General features: G+C 40.1%; 20 protein-coding genes. 13 read left to right on the forward strand and 7 right to left on the reverse strand.

Annotated elements, in window-relative coordinates; all coding sequences use genetic code 11:
• Positions 1-6: 6 nt before the first annotated feature.
• A complete protein-coding gene (locus AB3I34_RS10605; RefSeq protein ID WP_002354802.1) occupies positions 7-426 on the reverse strand; it encodes a PTS sugar transporter subunit IIA in 420 nt (139 codons plus the stop codon).
• A 257-nt stretch (positions 427-683) separates the two neighbouring features.
• On the opposite strand from AB3I34_RS10605, the gene AB3I34_RS10610 reads away from it, so the two are divergent.
• The 3 genes from AB3I34_RS10610 to AB3I34_RS10620 all read left to right on the forward strand — a co-directional run bounded on the left by AB3I34_RS10610 (position 684) and on the right by AB3I34_RS10620 (position 3,543).
• A complete protein-coding gene (locus AB3I34_RS10610; protein ID WP_002354809.1) occupies positions 684-1,619 on the forward strand; it encodes an ABC transporter ATP-binding protein in 936 nt (311 codons plus the stop codon).
• Positions 1,612-2,382: an ABC transporter permease gene (locus AB3I34_RS10615; RefSeq protein WP_002354811.1), complete on the forward strand. Its 771-nt coding sequence runs from the start codon at positions 1,612-1,614 to the stop codon at positions 2,380-2,382. The genes AB3I34_RS10610 and AB3I34_RS10615 overlap by 8 nt, the downstream gene beginning before the upstream one ends.
• 186 nt (positions 2,383-2,568) lie before the next feature.
• Complete coding sequence (locus AB3I34_RS10620; RefSeq protein ID WP_002413934.1) at positions 2,569-3,543, forward strand: tRNA-dihydrouridine synthase; 975 nt, start codon at positions 2,569-2,571, stop codon at positions 3,541-3,543.
• Positions 3,544-3,600: 57 nt separating this feature from the next.
• Here AB3I34_RS10620 and AB3I34_RS10625 read toward each other — a convergent pair whose 3' ends face one another.
• From AB3I34_RS10625 to rpsN, 5 genes are all read right to left on the reverse strand, one after another.
• Positions 3,601-5,136 (reverse strand): zinc ABC transporter substrate-binding protein AdcA, encoded by a 1,536-nt coding sequence (locus AB3I34_RS10625; protein ID WP_010816854.1) that lies wholly within the window; start codon positions 5,134-5,136, stop codon positions 3,601-3,603.
• A 20-nt stretch (positions 5,137-5,156) separates the two neighbouring features.
• Positions 5,157-5,279 (reverse strand): putative metal homeostasis protein, encoded by a 123-nt coding sequence (locus AB3I34_RS10630; protein ID WP_002383181.1) that lies wholly within the window; start codon positions 5,277-5,279, stop codon positions 5,157-5,159.
• Positions 5,280-5,313: 34 nt separating this feature from the next.
• A complete protein-coding gene (locus AB3I34_RS10635; RefSeq protein WP_002368487.1) occupies positions 5,314-6,288 on the reverse strand; it encodes a GTP-binding protein in 975 nt (324 codons plus the stop codon).
• Between the two features lie 15 nt (positions 6,289-6,303).
• Positions 6,304-6,453: a 50S ribosomal protein L33 gene (rpmG, locus tag AB3I34_RS10640; RefSeq protein ID WP_002354818.1), complete on the reverse strand. Its 150-nt coding sequence runs from the start codon at positions 6,451-6,453 to the stop codon at positions 6,304-6,306.
• 110 nt (positions 6,454-6,563) lie between these two features.
• Complete coding sequence (gene rpsN / locus AB3I34_RS10645) at positions 6,564-6,833, reverse strand: 30S ribosomal protein S14 (RefSeq protein WP_002354822.1); 270 nt, start codon at positions 6,831-6,833, stop codon at positions 6,564-6,566.
• Between the two features lie 201 nt (positions 6,834-7,034).
• Between rpsN and AB3I34_RS10650 the strand changes: the two genes are divergently transcribed.
• The 8 genes from AB3I34_RS10650 (at position 7,035) to lrgB (ending at position 13,836) form a co-directional block, all read left to right on the forward strand.
• Positions 7,035-7,433: an OsmC family protein gene (locus tag AB3I34_RS10650; RefSeq protein WP_002394733.1), complete on the forward strand. Its 399-nt coding sequence runs from the start codon at positions 7,035-7,037 to the stop codon at positions 7,431-7,433.
• A gap of 360 nt (positions 7,434-7,793) precedes the next feature.
• A complete protein-coding gene (locus AB3I34_RS10655; RefSeq protein WP_002415609.1) occupies positions 7,794-8,516 on the forward strand; it encodes an ATP-binding cassette domain-containing protein in 723 nt (240 codons plus the stop codon).
• Entirely contained in the window at positions 8,513-9,184 is a 672-nt protein-coding gene (locus AB3I34_RS10660; RefSeq protein ID WP_002368484.1) for a methionine ABC transporter permease, read from the forward strand. The genes AB3I34_RS10655 and AB3I34_RS10660 overlap by 4 nt, the downstream gene beginning before the upstream one ends.
• Before the next feature lie 12 nt (positions 9,185-9,196).
• Positions 9,197-10,015, forward strand: a complete 819-nt coding sequence (locus AB3I34_RS10665) for a MetQ/NlpA family ABC transporter substrate-binding protein (protein ID WP_002354826.1) — start codon at positions 9,197-9,199, stop codon at positions 10,013-10,015.
• A gap of 91 nt (positions 10,016-10,106) precedes the next feature.
• Positions 10,107-11,876 carry a sensor histidine kinase gene (locus tag AB3I34_RS10670; protein WP_085444201.1) on the forward strand — a complete coding sequence of 590 codons (1,770 nt, stop codon included), beginning with the start codon at positions 10,107-10,109 and terminating at the stop codon, positions 11,874-11,876.
• Positions 11,857-12,585, forward strand: a complete 729-nt coding sequence (locus AB3I34_RS10675) for a LytTR family DNA-binding domain-containing protein (protein ID WP_002407841.1) — start codon at positions 11,857-11,859, stop codon at positions 12,583-12,585. The genes AB3I34_RS10670 and AB3I34_RS10675 overlap by 20 nt, the downstream gene beginning before the upstream one ends.
• Before the next feature lie 151 nt (positions 12,586-12,736).
• Positions 12,737-13,156: an antiholin-like murein hydrolase modulator LrgA gene (lrgA, locus tag AB3I34_RS10680; protein WP_002354829.1), complete on the forward strand. Its 420-nt coding sequence runs from the start codon at positions 12,737-12,739 to the stop codon at positions 13,154-13,156.
• Complete coding sequence (lrgB, locus tag AB3I34_RS10685; RefSeq protein ID WP_105223157.1) at positions 13,153-13,836, forward strand: antiholin-like protein LrgB; 684 nt, start codon at positions 13,153-13,155, stop codon at positions 13,834-13,836. The genes lrgA and lrgB overlap by 4 nt, the downstream gene beginning before the upstream one ends.
• Before the next feature lie 196 nt (positions 13,837-14,032).
• On the opposite strand, the gene AB3I34_RS10690 is transcribed toward lrgB, so the two are convergent.
• A complete protein-coding gene (locus AB3I34_RS10690; RefSeq protein ID WP_002381050.1) occupies positions 14,033-14,578 on the reverse strand; it encodes a cysteine hydrolase family protein in 546 nt (181 codons plus the stop codon).
• 165 nt (positions 14,579-14,743) lie between these two features.
• Between AB3I34_RS10690 and AB3I34_RS10695 the strand changes: the two genes are divergently transcribed.
• Both AB3I34_RS10695 and AB3I34_RS10700 read left to right on the forward strand, forming a co-directional pair.
• Positions 14,744-15,757, forward strand: coding sequence for an alpha/beta hydrolase (locus AB3I34_RS10695; protein WP_002365410.1), 1,014 nt, complete (start codon positions 14,744-14,746; stop codon positions 15,755-15,757).
• 366 nt (positions 15,758-16,123) lie between these two features.
• The gene (locus tag AB3I34_RS10700) at positions 16,124-20,983 is read left to right on the forward strand and encodes a hypothetical protein (protein WP_162784118.1); all 4,860 of its coding nucleotides are present in this window, start codon (positions 16,124-16,126) and stop codon (positions 20,981-20,983) included.
• The last annotated feature ends 10 nt before the right edge of the window (positions 20,984-20,993 follow it).

Consider the following 20,993-nt stretch of genomic DNA (forward strand, 5'->3'; position numbering starts at 1 on the left):
TTCCTCCTAAAAAAAATTCTCTTCTTCATTTGATGGGTTTAATTCAACGAATTGAATTTGTGCTTCAGCAATTGCTGCTTGAATATCTTCTTTGGTTAGCTTTTCGCCTTCTTTTAAGAAAATCAGCGACAAGGCAATGGCTAAGTTGGCATTGGAAATGATAAAAACATTGTCTGGTTTTGTCGTCATGACTTCTTGAACAATTTTTTGATTGACACTACCACCATATAAATCTGTTAAAATAATAGCTTGTTCTTCTGCGCCTAGGGACTGAAGAAACGTTTGAATAATTGGCGTGTAGTCCTCAGGAGTCACATAGGCATTGATGACCGCCAGCTCTTTTCCTTTGTCTGCGAGAATATCCAAGGAACTTTGGAAGCCTTTCGCTAAGTTTCCGTGACTAGCAATTAAAAATTTTCTTTTCATTCTTTTCACCTCACTTTTATATAAAGCAAGTTCTATGCCAAAAAAAGAGAACTCTAAATCCTTGATTTGAAAGGGTTTTAACGCTCTCGAAACTGTTTAAACAGTTTCGAGTCAAAATAAACACGTTAATCGTTGGCTAGTTTGTTGTTGAAAAATAGCTAAGCAAAACTGTGAAATTTAATCAAAATAACCCCCGTTTTTATCGAGAAGTGTTACAATAATACTCATGAATATTTATACATTAAGGAGAGTTACGAATGACTGATGCTCTTGTGATACAAGATTTACGCAAAGTGTACGCTTCAGGTGTTGAAGCGTTGCGGGGGATTGATTTAACAGTCGAAGAAGGCGATTTTTATGCTCTTTTGGGACCGAATGGCGCAGGAAAATCAACGACGATTGGGATTGTGACCTCGTTAGTTAATAAGACTTCGGGGAAAGTCAAAATTTTTGGGTATGATTTAGATACGGAAATGGTGCGGGCGAAGCAACAGATTGGGTTAGTGCCGCAGGAGTTTAACTTCAATCCGTTTGAAACGGTCCAACAGATTGTGGTCAATCAAGCGGGCTATTATGGGGTGTCTCGTAAAGAAGCCATGAAACGGAGTGAAAAATATTTAAAACAATCCAACTTATGGGAAAAACGGAACGAGCGGGCTCGGATGCTTTCTGGCGGAATGAAACGTCGGTTAATGATTGCTCGCGCGCTGATGCATGAGCCGAAGTTATTGATTTTAGATGAACCAACTGCAGGTGTCGATATTGAATTGCGCCGTGAAATGTGGGCCTTTTTACAAGAGTTAAATGCGCAGGGAACCACGATTATTTTGACGACCCATTACTTAGAAGAAGCTGAGATGTTGTGTCGCAACATTGGGATTATTCAGTCTGGTGAATTGATTGAAAACACCAGCATGAAGCACTTGTTAGCAAAATTACAATTTGAAACGTTTATTTTTGATTTAGCACCTTATACGCAGGCGCCAGTTATTGAAGGCTATCAAAGCGTATTTGAGGACGAGTTAACGTTAGCGGTGGAAGTGGAACGAAACCAAGGAGTCAATCACTTGTTTGAACAGCTAAGTCAACAAGGAATCAAAGTATTGTCAATGCGGAATAAGTCCAACCGTTTGGAAGAGCTCTTCTTGAAGATTACCGAGGATACGTACCAAAGGGAGGATCAACATGTTTAGTCTGTATTTTACTGCTTTAAAAAGTTTAGCTGTGAAGGAAACCAACCGTTATTTACGGATTTGGGTCCAAACACTGGTACCGCCAGTGATTACGACGTCCTTATATTTTGTGATTTTTGGGAAAATGATTGGCGGGCGAATTGGCGACATGGGCGGTTTTTCTTATATGGAATTTATCGTGCCAGGTTTAATTATGATGTCAGCCATTACAAGCTCGTATGCCAATGTTTCATCTTCCTTTTTCTCACAAAAATTCCAGAAAAATATCGAAGAAATTCTCGTGGCGCCAGTTCCAACTCATGTGATTATTTGGGGATTTGTGATTGGTGGCGTTGGTCGTAGTATTTTGGTCGGTGCGTTAGTCACCATCATTTCTCTATTTTTTGTGCCATTGCACGTTGTTTCTTGGCTGATGGTCATCATGACTTTATTGATGACAGCGATTCTTTTTTCTTTAGCTGGTTTGTTAAATGGTATTTTTGCGCAATCCTATGATGATGTATCGATTGTGCCGACCTTTGTGTTACAGCCTTTAACCTATTTGGGTGGGGTTTTCTATGCCATTTCCATGTTACCGCCATTTTGGCAAGCTGTCTCAAAAGTTAATCCGATTGTTTACATGATTTCTGGGTTCCGCTACGGTTTCCTAGGGGTTCAAGATGTGCCAATTGGTATTTCTATGACCATTTTAATCTTATTTATTGTCGTTTTATATGGCATTTGTTGGTACCTTGTAGAAACAGGGCGTGGCTTACGTAGTTAAGCTGTAAAAAGATTAAACTGTCTGAATCACTCATTCTAGCGAGCAGATTCAGACAGTTTTCTTGTTTCTAAGTATGCTTTTTTGATTCTTCGTGTATTTCCCTGTATAATAGCAATGTTTCGCACCAGAATATGTCGACAATTGTCGTTGAAAATAAAGAAAAAATCAGAAACGGAGTATATGAAGATGAGCAAGAATTTTTGGGCAACATTGCCAAAGCCCTTTTTTGTTTTAGCACCAATGGAAGATGTCACTGATGTGGTCTTTCGTCATGTCGTGAAAGAAGCTGGGGCACCAGATGTGTTTTTTACAGAATTTACTAATTCAGATAGTTATTGTCATCCTGAAGGGAAAGACAGTGTGCGCGGGCGCCTCGTTTTTACAGAAGATGAACAGCCGATGGTGGCACATATTTGGGGGGATAAACCGGAATTTTTCCGTGAAATGAGTATCGGCGTAGCGGAGATGGGCTTTCAAGGATTAGATATAAATATGGGCTGTCCTGTGCCCAACGTGGCTGAGCGTGGAAAAGGCAGCGGGTTAATTTTGCGCCCAGAAGTCGCGGCTGAATTGATTGACGCCGCCAAAGCAGGCGGCTTACCTGTTAGTGTCAAAACACGTATTGGGTTTACTGAAATGGCGGAAATGGAGGCGTGGATCACGCATTTATTAGAGCAAGACATTGCGAATCTATCCATTCATTTGCGAACACGAAAAGAGATGAGTAAAGTGGATGCCCATTGGGAGGTCATTCCGCAAATTATGGCTATTCGGGACCGTGTCGCACCGCAAACGACAATTACGATTAATGGGGATATTCCCGATCGTCAAAAGGGCCTAGAATTAGCAGAACAATATGGTGTAGATGGCATCATGATTGGTCGGGGGATTTTTAAAAATCCTTATGCCTTTGAAAAAGAACCCAAAACACATACGCCACAAGAATTGCTGGGCTTGCTACGTTTACAATTGGATTTGCAAGACAAGTATGCAGAATTGGTGCCTCGCTCCATCGTTGGGCTGCATCGCTTCTTCAAAATTTATGTCAAAGGCTTTCCAGGTGCCAGTGATTTAAGAGCACAATTAATGAATACAAAATCAACGGATGAAGTGCGCCAGTTGTTAGCGACGTTTGAAGCAGAACATGGTGTGCTTGACTAAATAAAAAAAGAGAGGAGGCAGCATTTTAGCTAATGCTATCTCCTCTCTTTTGAATGCTTAATGCGCAATCATTTCTTGGGCAATTTCTTGTTTGCTTAAGTCGCTTGGATAATACGTTGGCCAGTTGTCCATTTCATTGAACAGACTTTCTTGGCTATCGCCGCCGAAGAAGATGTGGAAATGAGCGGCTTTCGTTGGTGCAATGTTGTGGTCGCTAAATTGGACGTATTTAAACCGCCCAGCATTGGCATCGTCTGTTTCAAAAAGGAAACGGACGCCACGGTTGCCTTTTGCATAGTTTAAAATTTTATAACCGGCTGCTTTATAGGTGAATTTTTGTGGTTTGCCATCGACCAGAAACTCGATGGTGGAATCAGTGATGTTGATGTGGTCGACATCGGTTTGATAGCCGGCATCATAGTAGGTTTTGTATTCGGCTGGTGTTTTATCTTTTTTCAGTTTCGCTTTGTAATCAAAGACCTGATCTAATGTGCCATCTTTTAATAAAGGATAGACGGATTGCCAATTTCCAGCGTAATCTGCCAGTGTTCTCTCAGCCACCTCACTGTCTTTGAAATAGCCGTTAGCCACGGTTTTTTCTGTTTTTTCAGAGGTTTCTGGCTGAACCTCTTTCCCAGCTGTATCTGTTGTTTTTTTCAAAGCAGTTAAGTTTTCTTTCATTACAGAAAGATAATCTTCGCCATTGTCCATTTGTTTTTGTGTCAAACTTTCTAGTGGGTTTAGGACTTCCAATTGAACATTCGCTTCGTCAGCTAACGTTTTAGCAATTTTATCGTTGGCATTTTTTTCAAAATAAATATAGCGAATTTGATTGTCTGTGACATATTTTTTCAACTCTGCCAAACGCCCTGCAGTTGGCTCTTGTTCAGGTGTTAAACCAGCTATTGGCACTTGTTTTAAGCCGTAATCTAAGGCAAGATAACCAAATGCAGCATGTTGGGTAACAAAACTTTTTTGCTTAGCGTCTTTCAAAGCTGTTTGGAACTCTTTGTCTAAGGCTGTTAATTTTGTTAAGTATTTTTCTGCGTTTGTTTCAAATGTTTTGGCTTTTTTAGGGTAAAGTTTGACTAATTGTTCTTTGATGTTTGTGACTTCTTGAATGGCACGATGGGGCGAAACCCAAGTATGCGGATCTAATTCATGGTGGTGGCCTTCTTCGCCGTGTTCGTGGTCATGGTCGTGTCCGTCTTCGTCACTGCCAGGAAGTAAGACCATGTTTTCGGTACCTTTAATGACGTTCGGGGCTCCTTTTTTCCAGCCTTTAGCAGCTTTTGGTACCCAAGATTCCATATTTTCATTGTGGTAAACGAAAACATCCGCATCATGGATGGTAGCCATATCTTTGGCGGATGGTTCATAATCGTGGGGTTCAGAACCAGCAGGGATTAACAATTTGACGTCTCCTTCATCGCCTACAATATTTTTAGTGAAATCGTACATAGGATAAAAAGTCGTGACAATGGATAGTTTTTCTTTACCGTCAGCTGTTTTATCAGAGGTGTTTGTTCTGCCGCAAGCGCCGAAAAGGATTAGCGATAAGGCGGCTAACAGGGGAAGAGTAAATTTTTTCATAGGTGTGCTCCTTTAGTGAATTACGCAATTTTCTTTTGTTTATTGCGCTTATGTTCTTTAATGATTTTAAGTGCGCGTTTTCGTGTTTTGATGTTGGGACTTTTCAGTCGACGATAAGCACTAGATAAGTCAGTTTTTTCCATTATATATAGGACCTCCATTTCGTAAAAAAATAATTTACGGAGTAGCTATTTTGTTGAGGGTTTGAAAGGTTTCTTGGATTTTTTTTGTCTCTAATTCTTTGCCAATCAGAACAATTGTCGTTTCTTGAGGGGGTTGATTCGTCATTTGAAAGGCCACTTGCTGGTTGACGCCTTGCATGGCAATGGCCAAGTCATGCTCCTGTAAGGCGAGAATCCCTTTGAAACGGTATAACTTTTCCTGATGCGTATACATTAACCAATCAAGCCAACGAGTGAAAAGAGGTTCGTTGAGGGCTGAGGACGCCGTTAGCGTGAGGGAGTGAAAGGTATGGTGATGATGCTCGTGGGCGTGCTCATGCGGGGAATGAGTCATTTCGTGTTCTGTAAGTGTTGCCGTAAACTTATTTAATTGAAAAAAGTCACTAGCCAAAAGAGGCTCGTTGGCTTGAAAGGATAAAATATCAGCAAAAGGATTAATGGTACGAAGGGTTTCTTGGAACGTTGGTAGCTGAGTGCTGTCTGCTGGTTCCTTGACAGAAAAAAAGAGGCGATCTGCTAAGGCCAGTTGTTTGATGGCTTCGGCTTCTTGAAGTTGCTGTTGCCAATGATGCCCATCAACGACCGTTAAGAGACTGTCTATATAGAAATGATTTTTGATGTGCGGGGTCGTTAAAATTGTTTGAATGATTGGTTGCGGATCAGCAATGCCCGTTGTTTCTAAAATGACTTGGGCAACGGTTTGTTGTTCTTCTTGGTACACTTCTAAGATTGCTGATAAAGAGGCAAGAAGATCTCCTCGTAAGCTGCAACACATGCAACCGTTATTTAATTGAATAATTCGTTCCGTGGTTTGTAAAAGTAATGCGTGGTCAACGCCTGTTTGACCAAATTCATTTTCAATAATAATAATTTCTTCTTTAGGAAACGGTGACTGCGCAAGCGCATGGTTAATTAAGGTTGTTTTTCCTGCGCCTAAAAAGCCAGAAACAATGGTGATTGGAATGCCCATCAAGTTTTCCTCCTGTTATTTGACTTCAGTGAAAAGTGCGCGGCGCCGTAGTTTTGGTGAATATTTTTTCAGCTGTAATTTTTCTGGTGTATTTCGTTTGTTTTTACTTGTTAAGTAAAGGCGCTCGCCAGTTTCAGCGCAAGCTAACGTAATGGTTTGGCGCATAGTGCCGTCCTCCAATTTGATTTTTTTAATTGCGTATAAAAGATAAAGGGGGCTGCGAGGTCAGCCTAAATGCGACTGTCCTCGCTAGTTGTCTTTATCGAAATAATGAGTTACCAGCTTGCTTTTTTGACGCCAGGAATCAAGCCTTGGTGAGCCAATTCACGGAAACGAATCCGCGACATGCCAAATTTACGCATGTAGCCACGTGGGCGCCCATCTGTTTGATCACGGAGTTTTAAGCGACTTGGATGAGCATCTTTTGGCAATTTGCTAAGACCTTCATAATCGCCAGCTTCTTTTAAGGCTTGGCGAATAGGCGCATATTTTGCAATCATTGCTTGTTGTTTTTTTGCTTTAGCAATTTTTGATTTTTTAGCCATAAGGCACTTCCTTTCTTTTTGGATTTATAAAATCTAAATCGTAATGGTTACGATTTGAACGGAAGTATATTATCAGGTGTTGCGTTGTTTGTCAAGTGAGAATTTCGTTTTTTTTTAGGACTTGCTAAGTTGAGAAGTTAGAAATGTTTGTTTTAGAGCTGTTTTGTAGTATCTTTTAAGAAAGAGTAAAAAGGAGTGAAGATGGCAATGGTAGAACGTTTGACGATTATTCGTGGTGTGGAAAAATTTGAATTACAAACGAAAACAGCGCGCTGGGTGTTAGCAAAAGAAGAGGGATATTCGCCAGTTCAAATGCTCGTTTCGGCAATTGGCGCTTGTGGGGGGTACGTGTATCAATCCGTTTTGGAAAATTCGCACATTCCCTTTGAGTTTGAAAAAATAGAAGTCACGTATTCAAGAGAAGTAGAGAGACGAGCACAACCATTAAAACAGGTGACGATTCTCTTTTATGTGTCTGTTCCAGAAGCCTTTCAAGCACGGGCGACACGGTGTTTGAAGCTTGTCTCCCCAAACTGTCCAGTGATTCAATCATTAGCTGAAAGAATTACTGTCGAAGAAACAGTTGTATTTAAAAAGTAAACCATTAGAGACATTATCGTTACGAGCGCTTTTCCCTTTTTGGATGCCTCGTTTCTGAGAATGTCTTTTTTTAGAGGAGCGTGGGGAAATAGCTGTAGAAACAGGAAATTTTTAATTCATTTGTACAAAATAATACAGACAAAAAACAGATAGTGTTTTTTTCACAAATAAAAAGGTTGCTTTTTTTTCTGTTTTAGTAGATGATGTAAGTAGTTACATCTCTGGTATAACACTGTTTTTCGAAACGTGTGTTATTTTTTAATTCGTAATAGTTTTTTAAATCGTTTCACAGAATTACTTTAATTGTTATACAGTTTTTTTAGTTGTTATAGTTTGTTTGTCGGCCTTTAGGAGGTAATCATGATTGAGTTAGTGAATGTGTCGAAAGACTATCAAGAGACACACGCGTTAAAAAATATTCACTTTTCTGTCCAACCAGGAGAAATCGTTGGGATTGTTGGGAAAAGTGGCTCTGGCAAGTCCACGTTGTTACGTTTGTTGAATTTAATGGAACAACCGAGTGAAGGGGAGATTCGTATTGATGGCAGAAATGTTCAAACCTTCTCTAAAAAAGAAGTTCGCCAGCAGCAACAACAAATGGGGATGGTGTTTCAGCATTACAATTTGTTAGAAAATTTGAAAATTTATGATAATGTTGCATTGCCTTTGAAACTTTTAAAAGAGAAACAGCCTGAAAAAATTGAGCGTTTATTAACGTTTGTTGATATGGCCCATAAGGCAGAAGCGTATCCTGCTCAGCTTTCTGGTGGGGAAAAACAGCGTGTCTCTATTGCTCGAGCGTTGAGCCGTAATCCAAAATGGTTATTATGTGACGAGGCAACGAGTTCATTAGATGAAGAAAATACAGAAAGTGTCGTTCGACTATTACATAAGACGCATCAGGAATTCCGGCCGACTATTTTCTTTGTCAGTCACGAATTAGAAACCGTGAAGCGCTTATGTAATCGTATCTTAGTGATGGAAAAAGGTCAGCTAATTGGCGAATTTCTGAATAATCCTCAGCAATATGAGGAAGAACCGCTTTCCTATTTAGAAAAAGTGGAAAGGAGTTTGCGCCCATGACTTTTTCAGAAACCTTTGCCGAATATTGGCCATCTATGCTGGTTGGTTTAAAAGAAACAGGGATTATGATGTCGATTTCGATGGCTATCTGTTTGCTTGTCGGCTTGCCTTTAGGCTTAGGACTATTTTTGGCTAATCCGAAAGTCAAAGGGCATCAACCTTGGCTGTACTGGGTTTTAAATTTCATTGTAACTGTTATTCGTTCGTTTCCTTATTTATTATTTGTGATTGCGTTGATTCCAGTTACTCGTTCTGTTTTAGGAAAGGCGTTTGGCCCAATTCCTTCATCTGTGCCATTGAGTATTGTTGCGATCGCGATTTTTGCTCGCTTGGTTGAACAAGTGCTGTTGGATGTTCCAGAAGAAATTTATTTTTTAGCTAATTCGTTAGGCACCTCGAAAGTCCAATACATTTGGCACTTTTTATTGGTGGAAGCACGTAGCGGATTGGTCCTTGCTTACACAACCACGACAGTGAGTATGGTTTCATATTCCACGGTGATGGGTGTTGTTGGTGGCGGCGGGATTGGCGATTTTGCAGTTCGTGTCGGGTATCAACGGTATGAATACGGTATTATGTATGTTGCCATTGTGATTATGATTGCACTGGTCTTCATTTTACAAATGCTTGGGAACTTCATTGCCCAAAAACTAGACAAAAGAAAGTAGGAGGACAAAAGAATGAAGAAGTTTTATTTAGCAACATTCGCTGTTATTGCAACAGTTATTTTAGCTGCCTGTGGGGGAAATAAACAAGCAGACCAGAAAGAAGACAAGGAGATTACCGTTGCCGTGCAATTGGAATCTTCAAAAGATATCTTGGAGATTGCCAAGAAAGAAGCTGAGAAAAAAGGGTACAAAATTAACATTATGGAAGTGAGCGACAATGTTGCCTACAACGATGCCGTGCAACATGACGAAGCGGATGCTAATTTTGCGCAACATCAACCCTTCATGGAAATGTTCAACAAAGAGAAAAAAGCTGATTTAGTGGCTGTTCAACCGATTTATTATTTTGCTGGTGGTTTCTATTCAAAAGAATACCAAGATGCGAAAGATTTACCTGAAAATGCCAAAGTGGGGATTCCTAGCGATCCAACCAATGAAGGTCGTGCTTTAGCAATTTTAAATGCAAACGGCGTGATTAAATTAAAAGAAGGTGTCGGCTTTAACGGTACGGTGGCAGATGTCGTGGAAAATCCTAAAAACATCACTTTTGAAAGCATTGATTTACTGAATTTAGCTAAAGCCTACGATGAAAAAGACATCGCTATGGTGTTCTGCTACCCAGCCTACTTAGAACCTGCTGGTTTAACAACGAAAGATGCGATCTTGTTAGAAGATGAAGAAGCAAGTAAACATTACGCATTACAAGTTGTGACACGTAAAGGCGAAAAAGATAGCGAAAAGATCAAGGTTTTAAAAGAAGCGATGACAACAAAAGAAGTTGCTGAATACATCAAGAAAAATTCTAAAGGCGCTAATATTCCTGCGTTTTAATGAATAGAAAAAATGAAGCCTCTTTTTTGAGAAGCTTCATTTTTTTCTTTTCTTTGATTTATAGTATAGTTAATAGGAAGGAGGTGCCGGTGTGGTCGAATTATTTATTTTAATGATGGAACGGGTAGGCTTAATTATTTTACTGGCCTTTCTTTTAGTGAATGTGCCTTATTTTAAGCGTGTTTTATTAAGTCGTGAAAAAATGTCTTCAAAAGTTCAATTGATTTTGATTTTTGGTTTATTTGCTATTATTTCTAATTTTACAGGTATCGAAATCGCTAAGAATCAGATTGTTCCCAATAATTTACTAACCTATTTAAGCAGCAATGCTTCCATTGCGAATACGCGTACGTTAGTAATTGGCGTTTCTGGATTAGTGGGTGGTCCGATTGTCGGCAGTACGGTTGGTTTAATTGCTGGCTTTCATCGGGTTATTCAAGGCGGGGGGCATAGTTTCTTTTATGTGCCTGCTTCTTTAATTGTTGGCTTAATTTCCGGTTTTTTAGGGAGCCGCATGGCAAAGCAAACCGTTTTTCCGTCTGCCGGCTTTTCTGCCATTGTCGGAGCGTGCATGGAAATGATTCAGATGATTTTTATTTTCTTTTTCAGCGGTGATCTATCGGATGGGGCCACGTTGGTTCGTTTTATTGCGCTGCCGATGATTTTGTTAAATAGCGTAGGAACGTTCATTTTTATGTCGATTCTAACGACGACATTGAAACAAGAAGAGCAGGCCAAAGCGGTTCAGACGCACGATGTTTTGGAATTAGCAGCGGAAACACTGCCATATTTTCGAGAAGGCCTCAATAAAAATTCCAGCAAAAAAGTTGCGGAGATTATTAAGCATTATACAAAAGTCAGTGCGATTAGCATGACAAACAGTCATCAAATTTTAGCTCATGTTGGCGCAGGAAGCGATCATCATATTCCAGAGCTAGAAGTCATTACAGAGCTTTCTCGGGAAGTGTTACGGACGGGCCGAATGACCATCGCACATGCCAAAGAAGAAGTCGGTTGTTCAGACCCTAATTGTCCGTTGCAAGCGGCGATTGTGATTCCGTTATTTTCCCATCAGCAAATTGTTGGCACCTTAAAAATGTACTTTACGGATCCAGCGCAGTTAACGCATGTCGAGGAGCAGCTAGCAGAAGGTCTTGGGACAATTTTTTCTTCACAAATTGAATTAGGGGAAGCGGAAGTACAATCAAAATTACTTAAAGAAGCTGAAATTAAATCCTTGCAAGCGCAAGTGAACCCGCATTTCTTCTTTAATGCCATCAATACTATTTCCGCATTAATGCGGAAAGACAGTGAAAAAGCGCGGAAACTATTGCTCCAATTAAGCAAATACTTTCGAGGTAACTTGCAGGGAGCCGTGCAAACTACGATCCCAGTTTTACAAGAACTAGAACAAGTAAAAGCCTATTTGTCATTAGAACAAGCACGGTTTCCGAATCGTTATCAAGTAACATTTGACGTGGAAGAAGCGGTTGCTTCAGAAAAAGTACCGCCGTATGCGATTCAGGTGTTAGTGGAAAATACCATCAAGCATGCATTTGGCAGCCGGAAGGAGAACAATCAAGTCCGGGTAGTGGTCAAAGCAAAACAACACAAATTACATGTGGATGTGTATGACAATGGGCAAGGGATTCCTGAAGAACGCCGCTTGCTATTAGGAAAGACGACAGTGACTTCGGAAAAAGGCACCGGCACGGCACTGGAAAACTTGTCCCGCAGAATGGCGAACCTTTATGGATCAGAAGGTTGTTTTTTAATTGAAAATTTAGAGACAGGCGGGAGCCATGTTCATTTAGAAATCCCGATGGAACAGGAGGAATTAGATGCACGTATTAATCGTTGATGATGAGCCCTTAGCACGAGAAGAATTGAGCTATCTTGTTTCCCAACATCCGCAAGTGACGAGCGTTGCAGAAGCGGATTCTGTGGCGGAGGCAATGGAAGAGATGATGGATCAAAAGCCAGATTTGTTATTTTTAGATATTCATTTGACCGATGAAAGCGGGTTTGATTTAGCGGAAAAATTAACCCATCTTAAAAAAGCGCCCTACTTGGTCTTTGCAACCGCCTATGATCAATATGCGTTAAAGGCCTTTCAAGTGAATGCAAAAGATTATATTTTGAAACCTTTTGAAGAAGAAAAAATAACACAAGTCATTGAAAAAGCATCGAAAGAAATGGCTCAAGCTGTCCCAGAAAATACTGCTGAAAAAGGACCGAAATCTGAAGCAATACCTATTCAAGGGGAAGACCGCATTTATCTTGTGGCGCCAGAAGATATTTACCTCGTTTCTGTCGAAGAACGGCAACTGAGCATTTTTGTGGATCAACAGGTCTACAAGATGACAGGGACCCTCAACAGTATCGAACAGAAATTACCTACCACGCTCTTTATTAAAACGCATCGAAGTTTCATCTTGAATCGAACAAAAATTCAAGAAATTCAGCCGTGGTTTAATAACACGTTGCAAGTAATTTTAACCAACGGCTCAAAAGTACCTGTTAGCCGTTCATACGTCAAAGAATTTAAAGAAAAACTTGGCTTAAGTTAAAAAATCACCACTTGAAATGTCGAATGCATTTCAAGTGGTGATTTTTGCATTTGGTGAAGAAATTCTGGCATTTCATGAAAAAAAGCCCTTAAAAAAACGTTTTCTTTATATACTTAACCCATAGAAAACAGACAAAAGGGAGCGAAGAAGAATGGAAAAGAAAGTATATTCATTTTTACAACAAGCAGCAGTTTTTGCCATTATTATGTTAATCGCCAACGGCTTGGCGTTCATTTCCCCAATACCAATGCCTGCTTCAGTAATTGGCATGGTGTTATTGTTCATTGGTTTATGTACAAAAGTTGTTAAATTGGAGCAAGTGGAAGGGCTAGGTAATAGCTTATCAACGGTTATTACATTTTTATTTGTTCCTTCAGGGATTTCCTTAGTTAATTCTTTAGGGATTATGCAACAATTTGGCGTTCAAATTGTTTTTGTTATTTTAGTAGCGACACTAGCGTTACTAGCAACGACTGGTTGGACGGGCGCCTTTTTATTGCATATGAAAGATGCTCGAAAAGAAAAAGAACCCGCAGCAACGAAGAAAGCGAAAGGAGAGGTTCGCGCATGAATCCGTATGTTGGCATTATTATTTCATTAGCTGTATTTGGCATAGGTACTTGGTTGTTTAAAAAAAGTAAAGGTTTCTTCTTATTTACGCCATTATTCGTTGCGATGATTTTAGGCGTTGTCGTTTTAAAAGTAACAGGAATTAGTTACGAGCAATACAATGAAGGTGGCAAATATATCAGCTTCTTTCTAGAGCCTGCGACAGTAGCGTTTGCGATTCCTTTATATAAAAAGAGAGACGTGTTGAAAAAATATTGGTTAGAAATTTTAACGGCGTTAACAATTGGTTCTTTTGGTTCGCTAGTGGCTGTTTATTTTGCAGGAAAAGTGATTGGCATGGATAATCATTTAGTGGCCTCAATCTTACCACAAGCAGCTACAACAGCGATTGCCGTACCTATTTCTCAAACTGTTGGCGGCATTACTTCCATTACGGCGTTTACTGTAATCTTCAATGGTGTACTAACCTATGCCTTGGGCCGAATTGCATTGAAATGGTTTAAAATTAACAATCCAATCGCCAAAGGTTTAGCTTTAGGTGCGGCCGGACATGCCCTAGGTGTGGCAGTTGGCATGGAAATGGGCGAAACAGAGGCTGCTATGGCTAGTATTTCTGTCGTAGTGGTTGGTGTAGTTACTGTTTTAGTAGTTCCTTTCTTTGCAACGGTCATTGGTCTATAAAAAAGTGGGCTTCCCCACTCTTTTATGAGTAGCTAATTTCTATCAACTAGCAGTCTCTGCTTATTCTGTTCCCGCCGTTTATCAATTTTTAAGCCTGGGACAAAAATCCAAAGTGATTTTTGTCCCAGGCTCTTTTGTGTTGTTTACACGATTTTTTGAGTATAGATAGGGCGCGTGGAAGGATTGACCAGTCTTTTTATAGAATGGTTGCTCCTAAAGTTTGTTTAAAGTGGCGTAACGCCCATTCGTGTCCTTGTTCATCAAAACTAGCAACGGCATTCTCGGGAATCATTAATTGATAGCCTAAATTATAGGCATCGACAGCCGTATGCAACACGCAAATATCTGTACAAACACCAGTTAAACAAAGCTCTGTAATTCCTCGTTCTCGTAATCGAATGTCCAAATCTGTACCACTAAAAGCAGAATAGTGCCGTTTGTCCATCCAATAAACGCTTGCCTCATTTTTGTGAGCTTGATAAAAATCAGCTAGCGAGCCAAACAGATTACGCCCGTCAGTTCCTAAGACATTGTGGGGCGGGAAAAGTTTATTTTCAGGATGATAGCGATCTAGGGGGTCATGCCCATCAATGGCAAAAACCACAAAATCGCCATTGTCAAAATAGTGCTTTGTTTGTTGAACAAGGGCCGTTTCAATGGCTTGCCCAGCGGCACCAGTGGTTAGTTTTCCGTCTGTGGCGACAAAATCATTCGTATAATCAATGGAAATCAGAGCTTTCATTTGGCAACCTCCTAAAGGTTAAAGTCATTTTGTTCATTTTACAGCTTTTAAGAAAGCATTTCAAATGATAAAAGTACATCAAATTCTAAAAAAGCTGTTTCAAAATAAACGCTTTGGCTAAAAAACATGCTATAATTTTGCTACAAATTAAAGCAGGTGAATAGAGTGAAAAGAAAAATCGTACGTTTTATCCTTTGGTTGTTAGGAATCATTGTGGTTATTTGCTTAGGCGTGTTTCTCGCCTTTCAATTATCCCCTAAGCCAGGCGCTTGGGTCATCAACCAGTTATTCGCAGGCGAAGTTGAAATAAAAGATTCAGCTTCCTATGATAAAGCATTACCCAATGTCCAATTTCAAGAAAATCAAACATACCCTTCTTCAAGAAAAAAGAATACCTTTGATTTGTATTATCCCCAAACGTCAAAACAAGCGGTACCAGTCGTTTTATGGGTCCATGGTGGTGGCTATGTGGGAGGAGATAAGTCTGGGATGAAAGAGTTTGCGACACGTTTAGTGGCTGATTCCTCAGTTGCCTTTATTTCAATGAATTATGAATTAGCACCAGACGCACCTTATCCAAGCCAGCTCCAGCAGGTCAATGAACTTGTTCAATTTTTATTAGAAAAGAAACAAGCATATCCCATGTTAGATTTATCTAAGCTTTTTATTGGCGGGGACAGTGCGGGTGCACAGATTGCTCTACAATATGCAACAGTTCAAACCAATGCCAACTATGCCAAAGAACTAGGGATGACTGCAGCGTTGCCGGCTAGCCATTTAAAAGGCACACTCTCGTATTGTGGTCCGGTGGATTTGAAACAAATGGCCAACCAACAAAGTGATAATCGTTTTATGAAATTTTTCGTTAAAACAGTGGCTTGGTCTTTGCTCGGCACTAAAGACTGGCAGACGAGTGCAGAACTGCAAGAAGTGAGTTTAGTGGATAAAGTCACCAAAGAATTTCCCCCGACGTATCTAACAGATGGCAATAGTTTTTCATTCCAAGAGCAAGGACTAGCCTTGGTTCAGCGGTTAAAAACTTTAAATGTTCCAGTTTCAGCTCTCTTTTTCAAAGATAAGAAAGCAACGATCACACATGAATATCAATTCGACTATCAAACAAAAGAAGCTAAACAATGTTACCAAGAAACAGTCCAGTTTGTGAATACGTATAAATAAACAGAGGCCTTAGAAATATTTCTAAGGCCTCTGTTTATTTGTTTTTGTCATTTTTTTAGCTGAGAAATATGTATAAATTAAACAAAAATGTTTATTTAATGATGTTTACATGAGAAAAAATCCGTGCTATACTACGAACTCGTTTGTTAATTTTAATGTTAAAAATAACGTTTTTGTTATTTTTGTGAACAAATTAACATTTTTATCTTACAAAAACAGCAAAAAATTCGTTTAGTTAACAAAAAGAAAATTAAAAAATAAATTTTTTTTTTGAAATTAAGAAAATATCTTTAAAAAAATCAGAAGAAAACTTCGTATACTTGAGCCATAGGTTGGTTGTGGAAAGTTTACTTCGAGGGAGGAGTGATGAAGTTAATGAAAAAGAAAATCGCTGTTTTATTGGCAACTTGTTTACTTGTACAACCATTTTTATCTGTTTCAGCGTGGGCGATTGAAGGGGAGCAACAAACGGAACGTACGCAGACACAGCCAAAAACAGCAGAAACCAGTACAAGTGAAGCAACAAAAGAAAGCAGCGCACATTCTACAGAACAGTCATCAATGACTGAATCTAGTGCTATCACAGAAAAAGTAACCACCTCTTCCACAGAAACAAAACCAAGCGAAGAGCAGAAGCAAATCACGTTGACCTTTGAAACAACGGATCAAGCTTTGTTTCAAAATGATGCCAAAAGTTATCAAGTGGTAAAAGAAAAAAATCAGCCACTTCGGACAGAAGAATTACCAAAATGGGCGAATAGTGAGGAAAATGCGACTTTCGTTGGCTGGTCTTATCAAGGCAAAACATATACAAATGAAGAACTTCTTCAATTAGAGTTTTCAGAAGATACACAACTTACGGCTGTCTTTAAACAGAAACTGACACGCATGGCCAGAGCTGTTTCAGTTGATCAGTCCATTGCGGACACAATTGCCCCTGCGGATAAAACAAAAGTGATTGTTGTGCCAAGTCCTGCAGGAGATGGAGCAGCGTACAAAGAATATGCATCGACAGAGGCTGGCTTGAAAGAAGCCTTGTTTGATTTGTATCAACAGGGGAACAATGGCGATTTCACTCTTTATATAGGAAACAATATTACGACGAGTGCGGCGACCACCGCTAAAGTGATTCCTGACACCGTTACGGCAAGTAATATGACCTTTTACGCCTTGCAAGGTAAGGTCAATCATTTAGTGATTACTGGAAACAGCGCGGATCCGATTAGTATGGATCAAACGGCGCCAACGGGTTCTAAGACGTTAGGATTTAATCAAAATATCTTTTTTGGCTCAAACATCACTTTGAGAAATCTAAACTATACAGGTACGAATATGTATTTAAATGGTTACAGTTTGAACTTGAATGGCGGTTCTAGTGGAAACGGTCTGACCGTATACGGTGGAACGGATACAGGAGATGTTTCAGGAAACCCAACTTTAACAGTAAATAGTACAGGTACAGGGACATGGAATTTCTATGGCGGAAACCAAAATGGTGGTAATTTAGCTGGAAATCCTACGATTGTTATTAACAATACACGGAGCGGACTAAATACATTAAGTGGGGGCGCCAATATTGGGACAGTGACTGGGAATACTTCATTGGTTGTCAATGATTCTGGTGGCAGAATTGCTTCAATTTATGGGGGCGGTTATGGGACCAACGCAACCAACACAGCGAATGTTACTGGTAACGTCTCAACAAAGGTTGCGATTACGAATGCTGCTACAGGTTTCCAATTAAGTACGTATTATGGCGGTGTTCAATACGGAAATATTGGTGGAAAAGTAACAAACGATATTTCTGGATATGGCCGTTGGTATACAGCGGGTCAACGTTTTATTGGTGGCTCTTCCCGCGGCGATATAGGAACGAATCGTGCGACTGATGGAATTACTACAAATTTAAATACACAGTTGTATAGTGCGGGTCGTGCAGATTTTGAAGGAGGCAACCAATATTCTGGAACGATCATCGGAGATATTACGAATGTGGTCACAGCAGGAACGAATTCCGCTGGTGGTATTAATGATTTTAACGGCGGTGCTGGTAACAATGTTTCGAAATTTAACAAGAGTCAAATTGGGGCCTCAAATGAAGCAACGTATGATGCTTATACACCACAGCAAAGAGCAGAATTAGCCAAATCAGCAGCAGCTTTTAAAGTTTTTGGAAATATTTCTTCTAAATTAGTCAGCGGTTCGTTTAATAATGGTGCAATTTACTCAACTGCAGCTGGCCGCGGTGGCTATATTGAAGGAAATACAACAATTGAAGTGGGAACAGCGAATGGCGATGGGTCCTTAGGTGGCGATGGTATGGCTTATTCAGGCGCAAAACCGACAAGCTTAGATTATTCAACGACCGATAAAAGTCGTGGGTATAGTTCAGGCTGGGATATTGTTGGTGGCGGCGGCTATCCTGCTAGTAATGATACTTGGGATATTTATATAAAAGGAGATACTAAGACTGTTTTAAATAATACCATTGCTCGCTGGACATATGGTGGCTCTTTTTCAGGTGTCGTTGAAGGAAACACTTCTAACACATTGAATGGCGGGATTGCTGACACATTAGAAGGAACAGGCTATCAAGCAGCTAGAGTTTATGGGAACGGTCAAACAATCGTTAATAATGGTCAAGTCGATTGGTTTCTTTCAGGCGGTGGCTGGAATGATGCCAAAAATGTTGGGAATGTCGGTGTAACGGTTTATGAAGGAGTAATTAATGCTTCAATGGGCGCTTCTTATGGAGCAAGCGGTGGCCATACAATTACTGGTAATTCAGACAATCGCATCTACGGAGGAAATTTCTCAGGAACTCCTCGGACAGGCGCGAACGGTTTTTCAGGTGGGATTACCAATGCAGGCTCACTTCTTGGAAATGCCAAACTCTTAATTGATTTAAGAAACTACAACGGAGAGTTTAAGTTGCCTGGTAATACCTACATTACTGGTGGTCGGCCCTATGGTCAAAATACGACACTAGGAACGGATGAATCAAACACAATTACTTTAAATATTTTCACTAAAACAGGTGTGGAATCTCTAAATGGGGCCAGCATTTACGGTGATGGTGGAACCAATGCTGCGTATACCAAGAACGGCAAGATTACAATGAATATTCAAGCAACGGGTTCTAGTATTGGAAATTTATATGCGACACAGTATTCCAATATCAGTGGCGGAAAAATCTTACGTGATGTTACCGCAAATGTTCAAGGTGCAGTTAGTATTAACGGTTTATCCGGTGGTTCATCAACAGATAATTTTACTAATGCAATTGTGAATGCTAGTTCAAATAAAGTGGCCTTTAACTTTGGGACTAACGTTGACGGCACCAATAATTATCAAACAGAACCACTAAATGCGACAGGCTTAGGCGTTGTCAACTTTACGGAATTAAATGTCACCAATGGCATTAAATTAATGGCTAATGGTGGGAACATCAAAAATGGCGTTTCTGCTACTGCCGCGAATCATAGTACGACTTACAATGAATTCGGATCAATTCATCTATCTAAAAATGCAGGAATTGGGATTACCAACACGGCCAATTTAATTTCAGCTAGCAAACTAACGGTTCAGGATCATGCAACATTAGAAACAATTCCTGGTACAGGTAAGGTAAACATTGCGGATTTTGAAGCTGTCGATCCAACAAAAGATGAACTTTTATGGATTAAACCAACGACAGATACAACTGCTTTGGTGGATAGCATAGGGACTTGGTTTGGAAATGTCAAAGCCTATCAGGTCTTGACGATTAATCCAACGGTCAATAATGCTACAAAACTTACGCCAACAACGTTTCATGGGATTGAAAAAGCGACTGGAAAAACATTTATTGGCGATAACGATGTGACCAAGGGCGCCAATGGCTATGGAATAGCAATTCCTGGCTCTATCATCGATTATGAAGTGGAAACGCCTGGAATTGTGGCAGGTGCAGGTACTATTTCTCATGATGTAAAAGAGGTCAAAGCCGGCAATGCGCCATTAACCTTACAAGCGTGGGGCACCGAAGTAGCTGGACAAAAAGTTCAAAAAGGACGTTTGATGATTCCGACCTCAAGTGCTTTAACACCAACCCTAAGCTTCCTTCCTGACGAAGTAACAGGTTCTTGGTTGCACCAAGGAACGGTTAAATCTAGTGAAGTTGGGAGCTCGATAGAGCAAATTCCAGAGCAAAAAGATACCATCCCGCTTTCATGGAAAGCGACGAATATGAACTACAGTTATCAGGTGAAAGTTCAATTTTCAAATAAAGTGGAACTTTCGGGGCAATCGGTGATTGTCACAGAAGATGAGGCAGCGCAACTAACGACTGTTGATAAAGTAATAGAAATGCTCGGTGCAAAAGGTCGGCCGTTTTTCAAGACCTCATTAAAAGAGACGGATTTACCACAAATTCAAGCGCCGTTAGCAGAAAAAACTGTATCGCGGACACATGATATTCAATTAGAAGCAGGGACGTCAGGGGATAATTTGCAAAACAAAACGGTTCATTTAGTTGTTGTGAAAAATGAAAGTGTCCTTGCCAAAGATCGTTCGTTTGCCTTGTATGCGACAAGTGCGCATTTGAAATTAAAAGAAGCAAATGGCTTAACGAATTCAGACGAGTTGGCAAAATGGACACAAGCAACGGTGATTTTCGCAGATGGTCGGGCCAATCAAACACCAAGTCTTGATGCCGCAACCTTCCAAGCCATTCAGCAAGCGAAACCAGAAGAATTAGCCAAAACGGTGCCAGCCAATTATCAATTTACAGAAGCTGGTGAAACGTTAAATAAAAAAGTCAATGTGTCTATTTCAGGTGAATTAACGTTAGAAAAAGTACCTAAAACAATTGATTTTGGCAAACAAAAAATTTCTGCCAAGCCAGAAGTTTACTGGCCAACTCTTTCAGATGATTTAGTCGTTCAAGACACACGCGGGACAGAAAGTACGCCTTGGAAACTGAATGTTCAGGTAACGAATCCCTTAACGAACGGCACAGATCAATTGGAAGATTTGTCGTTGGTTACAGACAAAGGAGAATTTTTACTCAATAAAGGAGATACGGTTGTTACAGAAAATGAAGGCTCCGGTTCAGGTAGTTATACAATTAACCAAGGTTGGGGTGCGGCAAACCAACGGGGACTTAAACTATCTGTGCCAGTCGAGAAACAAAAAGTCGGCGAATTTAAAGGGACATTGTCATGGTCATTAGTCATGGCACCATAATAAGGAGGAG

This window comes from Enterococcus sp. C102(2024), assembly GCF_040888205.1.
Lineage (GTDB): Bacteria > Bacillota > Bacilli > Lactobacillales > Enterococcaceae > Enterococcus > Enterococcus faecalis.

Excerpts from the sequence above, each read along its gene's own strand:
- AB3I34_RS10605 (WP_002354802.1), bottom strand. The coding sequence starts at position 426 with ATGAAAAGAAAATTTTTAATTGCTAGTCACGGAAACTTAGCGAAAGGC.
- AB3I34_RS10610 (WP_002354809.1), top strand. The coding sequence starts at position 684 with ATGACTGATGCTCTTGTGATACAAGATTTACGCAAAGTGTACGCTTCA.
- AB3I34_RS10615 (WP_002354811.1), top strand. The coding sequence starts at position 1,612 with ATGTTTAGTCTGTATTTTACTGCTTTAAAAAGTTTAGCTGTGAAGGAA.
- AB3I34_RS10620 (WP_002413934.1), top strand. The coding sequence starts at position 2,569 with ATGAGCAAGAATTTTTGGGCAACATTGCCAAAGCCCTTTTTTGTTTTA.
- AB3I34_RS10625 (WP_010816854.1), bottom strand. The coding sequence starts at position 5,136 with ATGAAAAAATTTACTCTTCCCCTGTTAGCCGCCTTATCGCTAATCCTT.
- AB3I34_RS10630 (WP_002383181.1), bottom strand. The coding sequence starts at position 5,279 with ATGGAAAAAACTGACTTATCTAGTGCTTATCGTCGACTGAAAAGTCCC.
- AB3I34_RS10635 (WP_002368487.1), bottom strand. The coding sequence starts at position 6,288 with ATGGGCATTCCAATCACCATTGTTTCTGGCTTTTTAGGCGCAGGAAAA.
- rpmG (WP_002354818.1), bottom strand. The coding sequence starts at position 6,453 with ATGCGCCAAACCATTACGTTAGCTTGCGCTGAAACTGGCGAGCGCCTT.
- rpsN (WP_002354822.1), bottom strand. The coding sequence starts at position 6,833 with ATGGCTAAAAAATCAAAAATTGCTAAAGCAAAAAAACAACAAGCAATG.
- AB3I34_RS10650 (WP_002394733.1), top strand. The coding sequence starts at position 7,035 with ATGGCAATGGTAGAACGTTTGACGATTATTCGTGGTGTGGAAAAATTT.
- AB3I34_RS10655 (WP_002415609.1), top strand. The coding sequence starts at position 7,794 with ATGATTGAGTTAGTGAATGTGTCGAAAGACTATCAAGAGACACACGCG.
- AB3I34_RS10660 (WP_002368484.1), top strand. The coding sequence starts at position 8,513 with ATGACTTTTTCAGAAACCTTTGCCGAATATTGGCCATCTATGCTGGTT.
- AB3I34_RS10665 (WP_002354826.1), top strand. The coding sequence starts at position 9,197 with ATGAAGAAGTTTTATTTAGCAACATTCGCTGTTATTGCAACAGTTATT.
- AB3I34_RS10675 (WP_002407841.1), top strand. The coding sequence starts at position 11,857 with ATGCACGTATTAATCGTTGATGATGAGCCCTTAGCACGAGAAGAATTG.
- lrgA (WP_002354829.1), top strand. The coding sequence starts at position 12,737 with ATGGAAAAGAAAGTATATTCATTTTTACAACAAGCAGCAGTTTTTGCC.
- lrgB (WP_105223157.1), top strand. The coding sequence starts at position 13,153 with ATGAATCCGTATGTTGGCATTATTATTTCATTAGCTGTATTTGGCATA.
- AB3I34_RS10690 (WP_002381050.1), bottom strand. The coding sequence starts at position 14,578 with ATGAAAGCTCTGATTTCCATTGATTATACGAATGATTTTGTCGCCACA.
- AB3I34_RS10700 (WP_162784118.1), top strand. The coding sequence starts at position 16,124 with ATGAAGTTAATGAAAAAGAAAATCGCTGTTTTATTGGCAACTTGTTTA.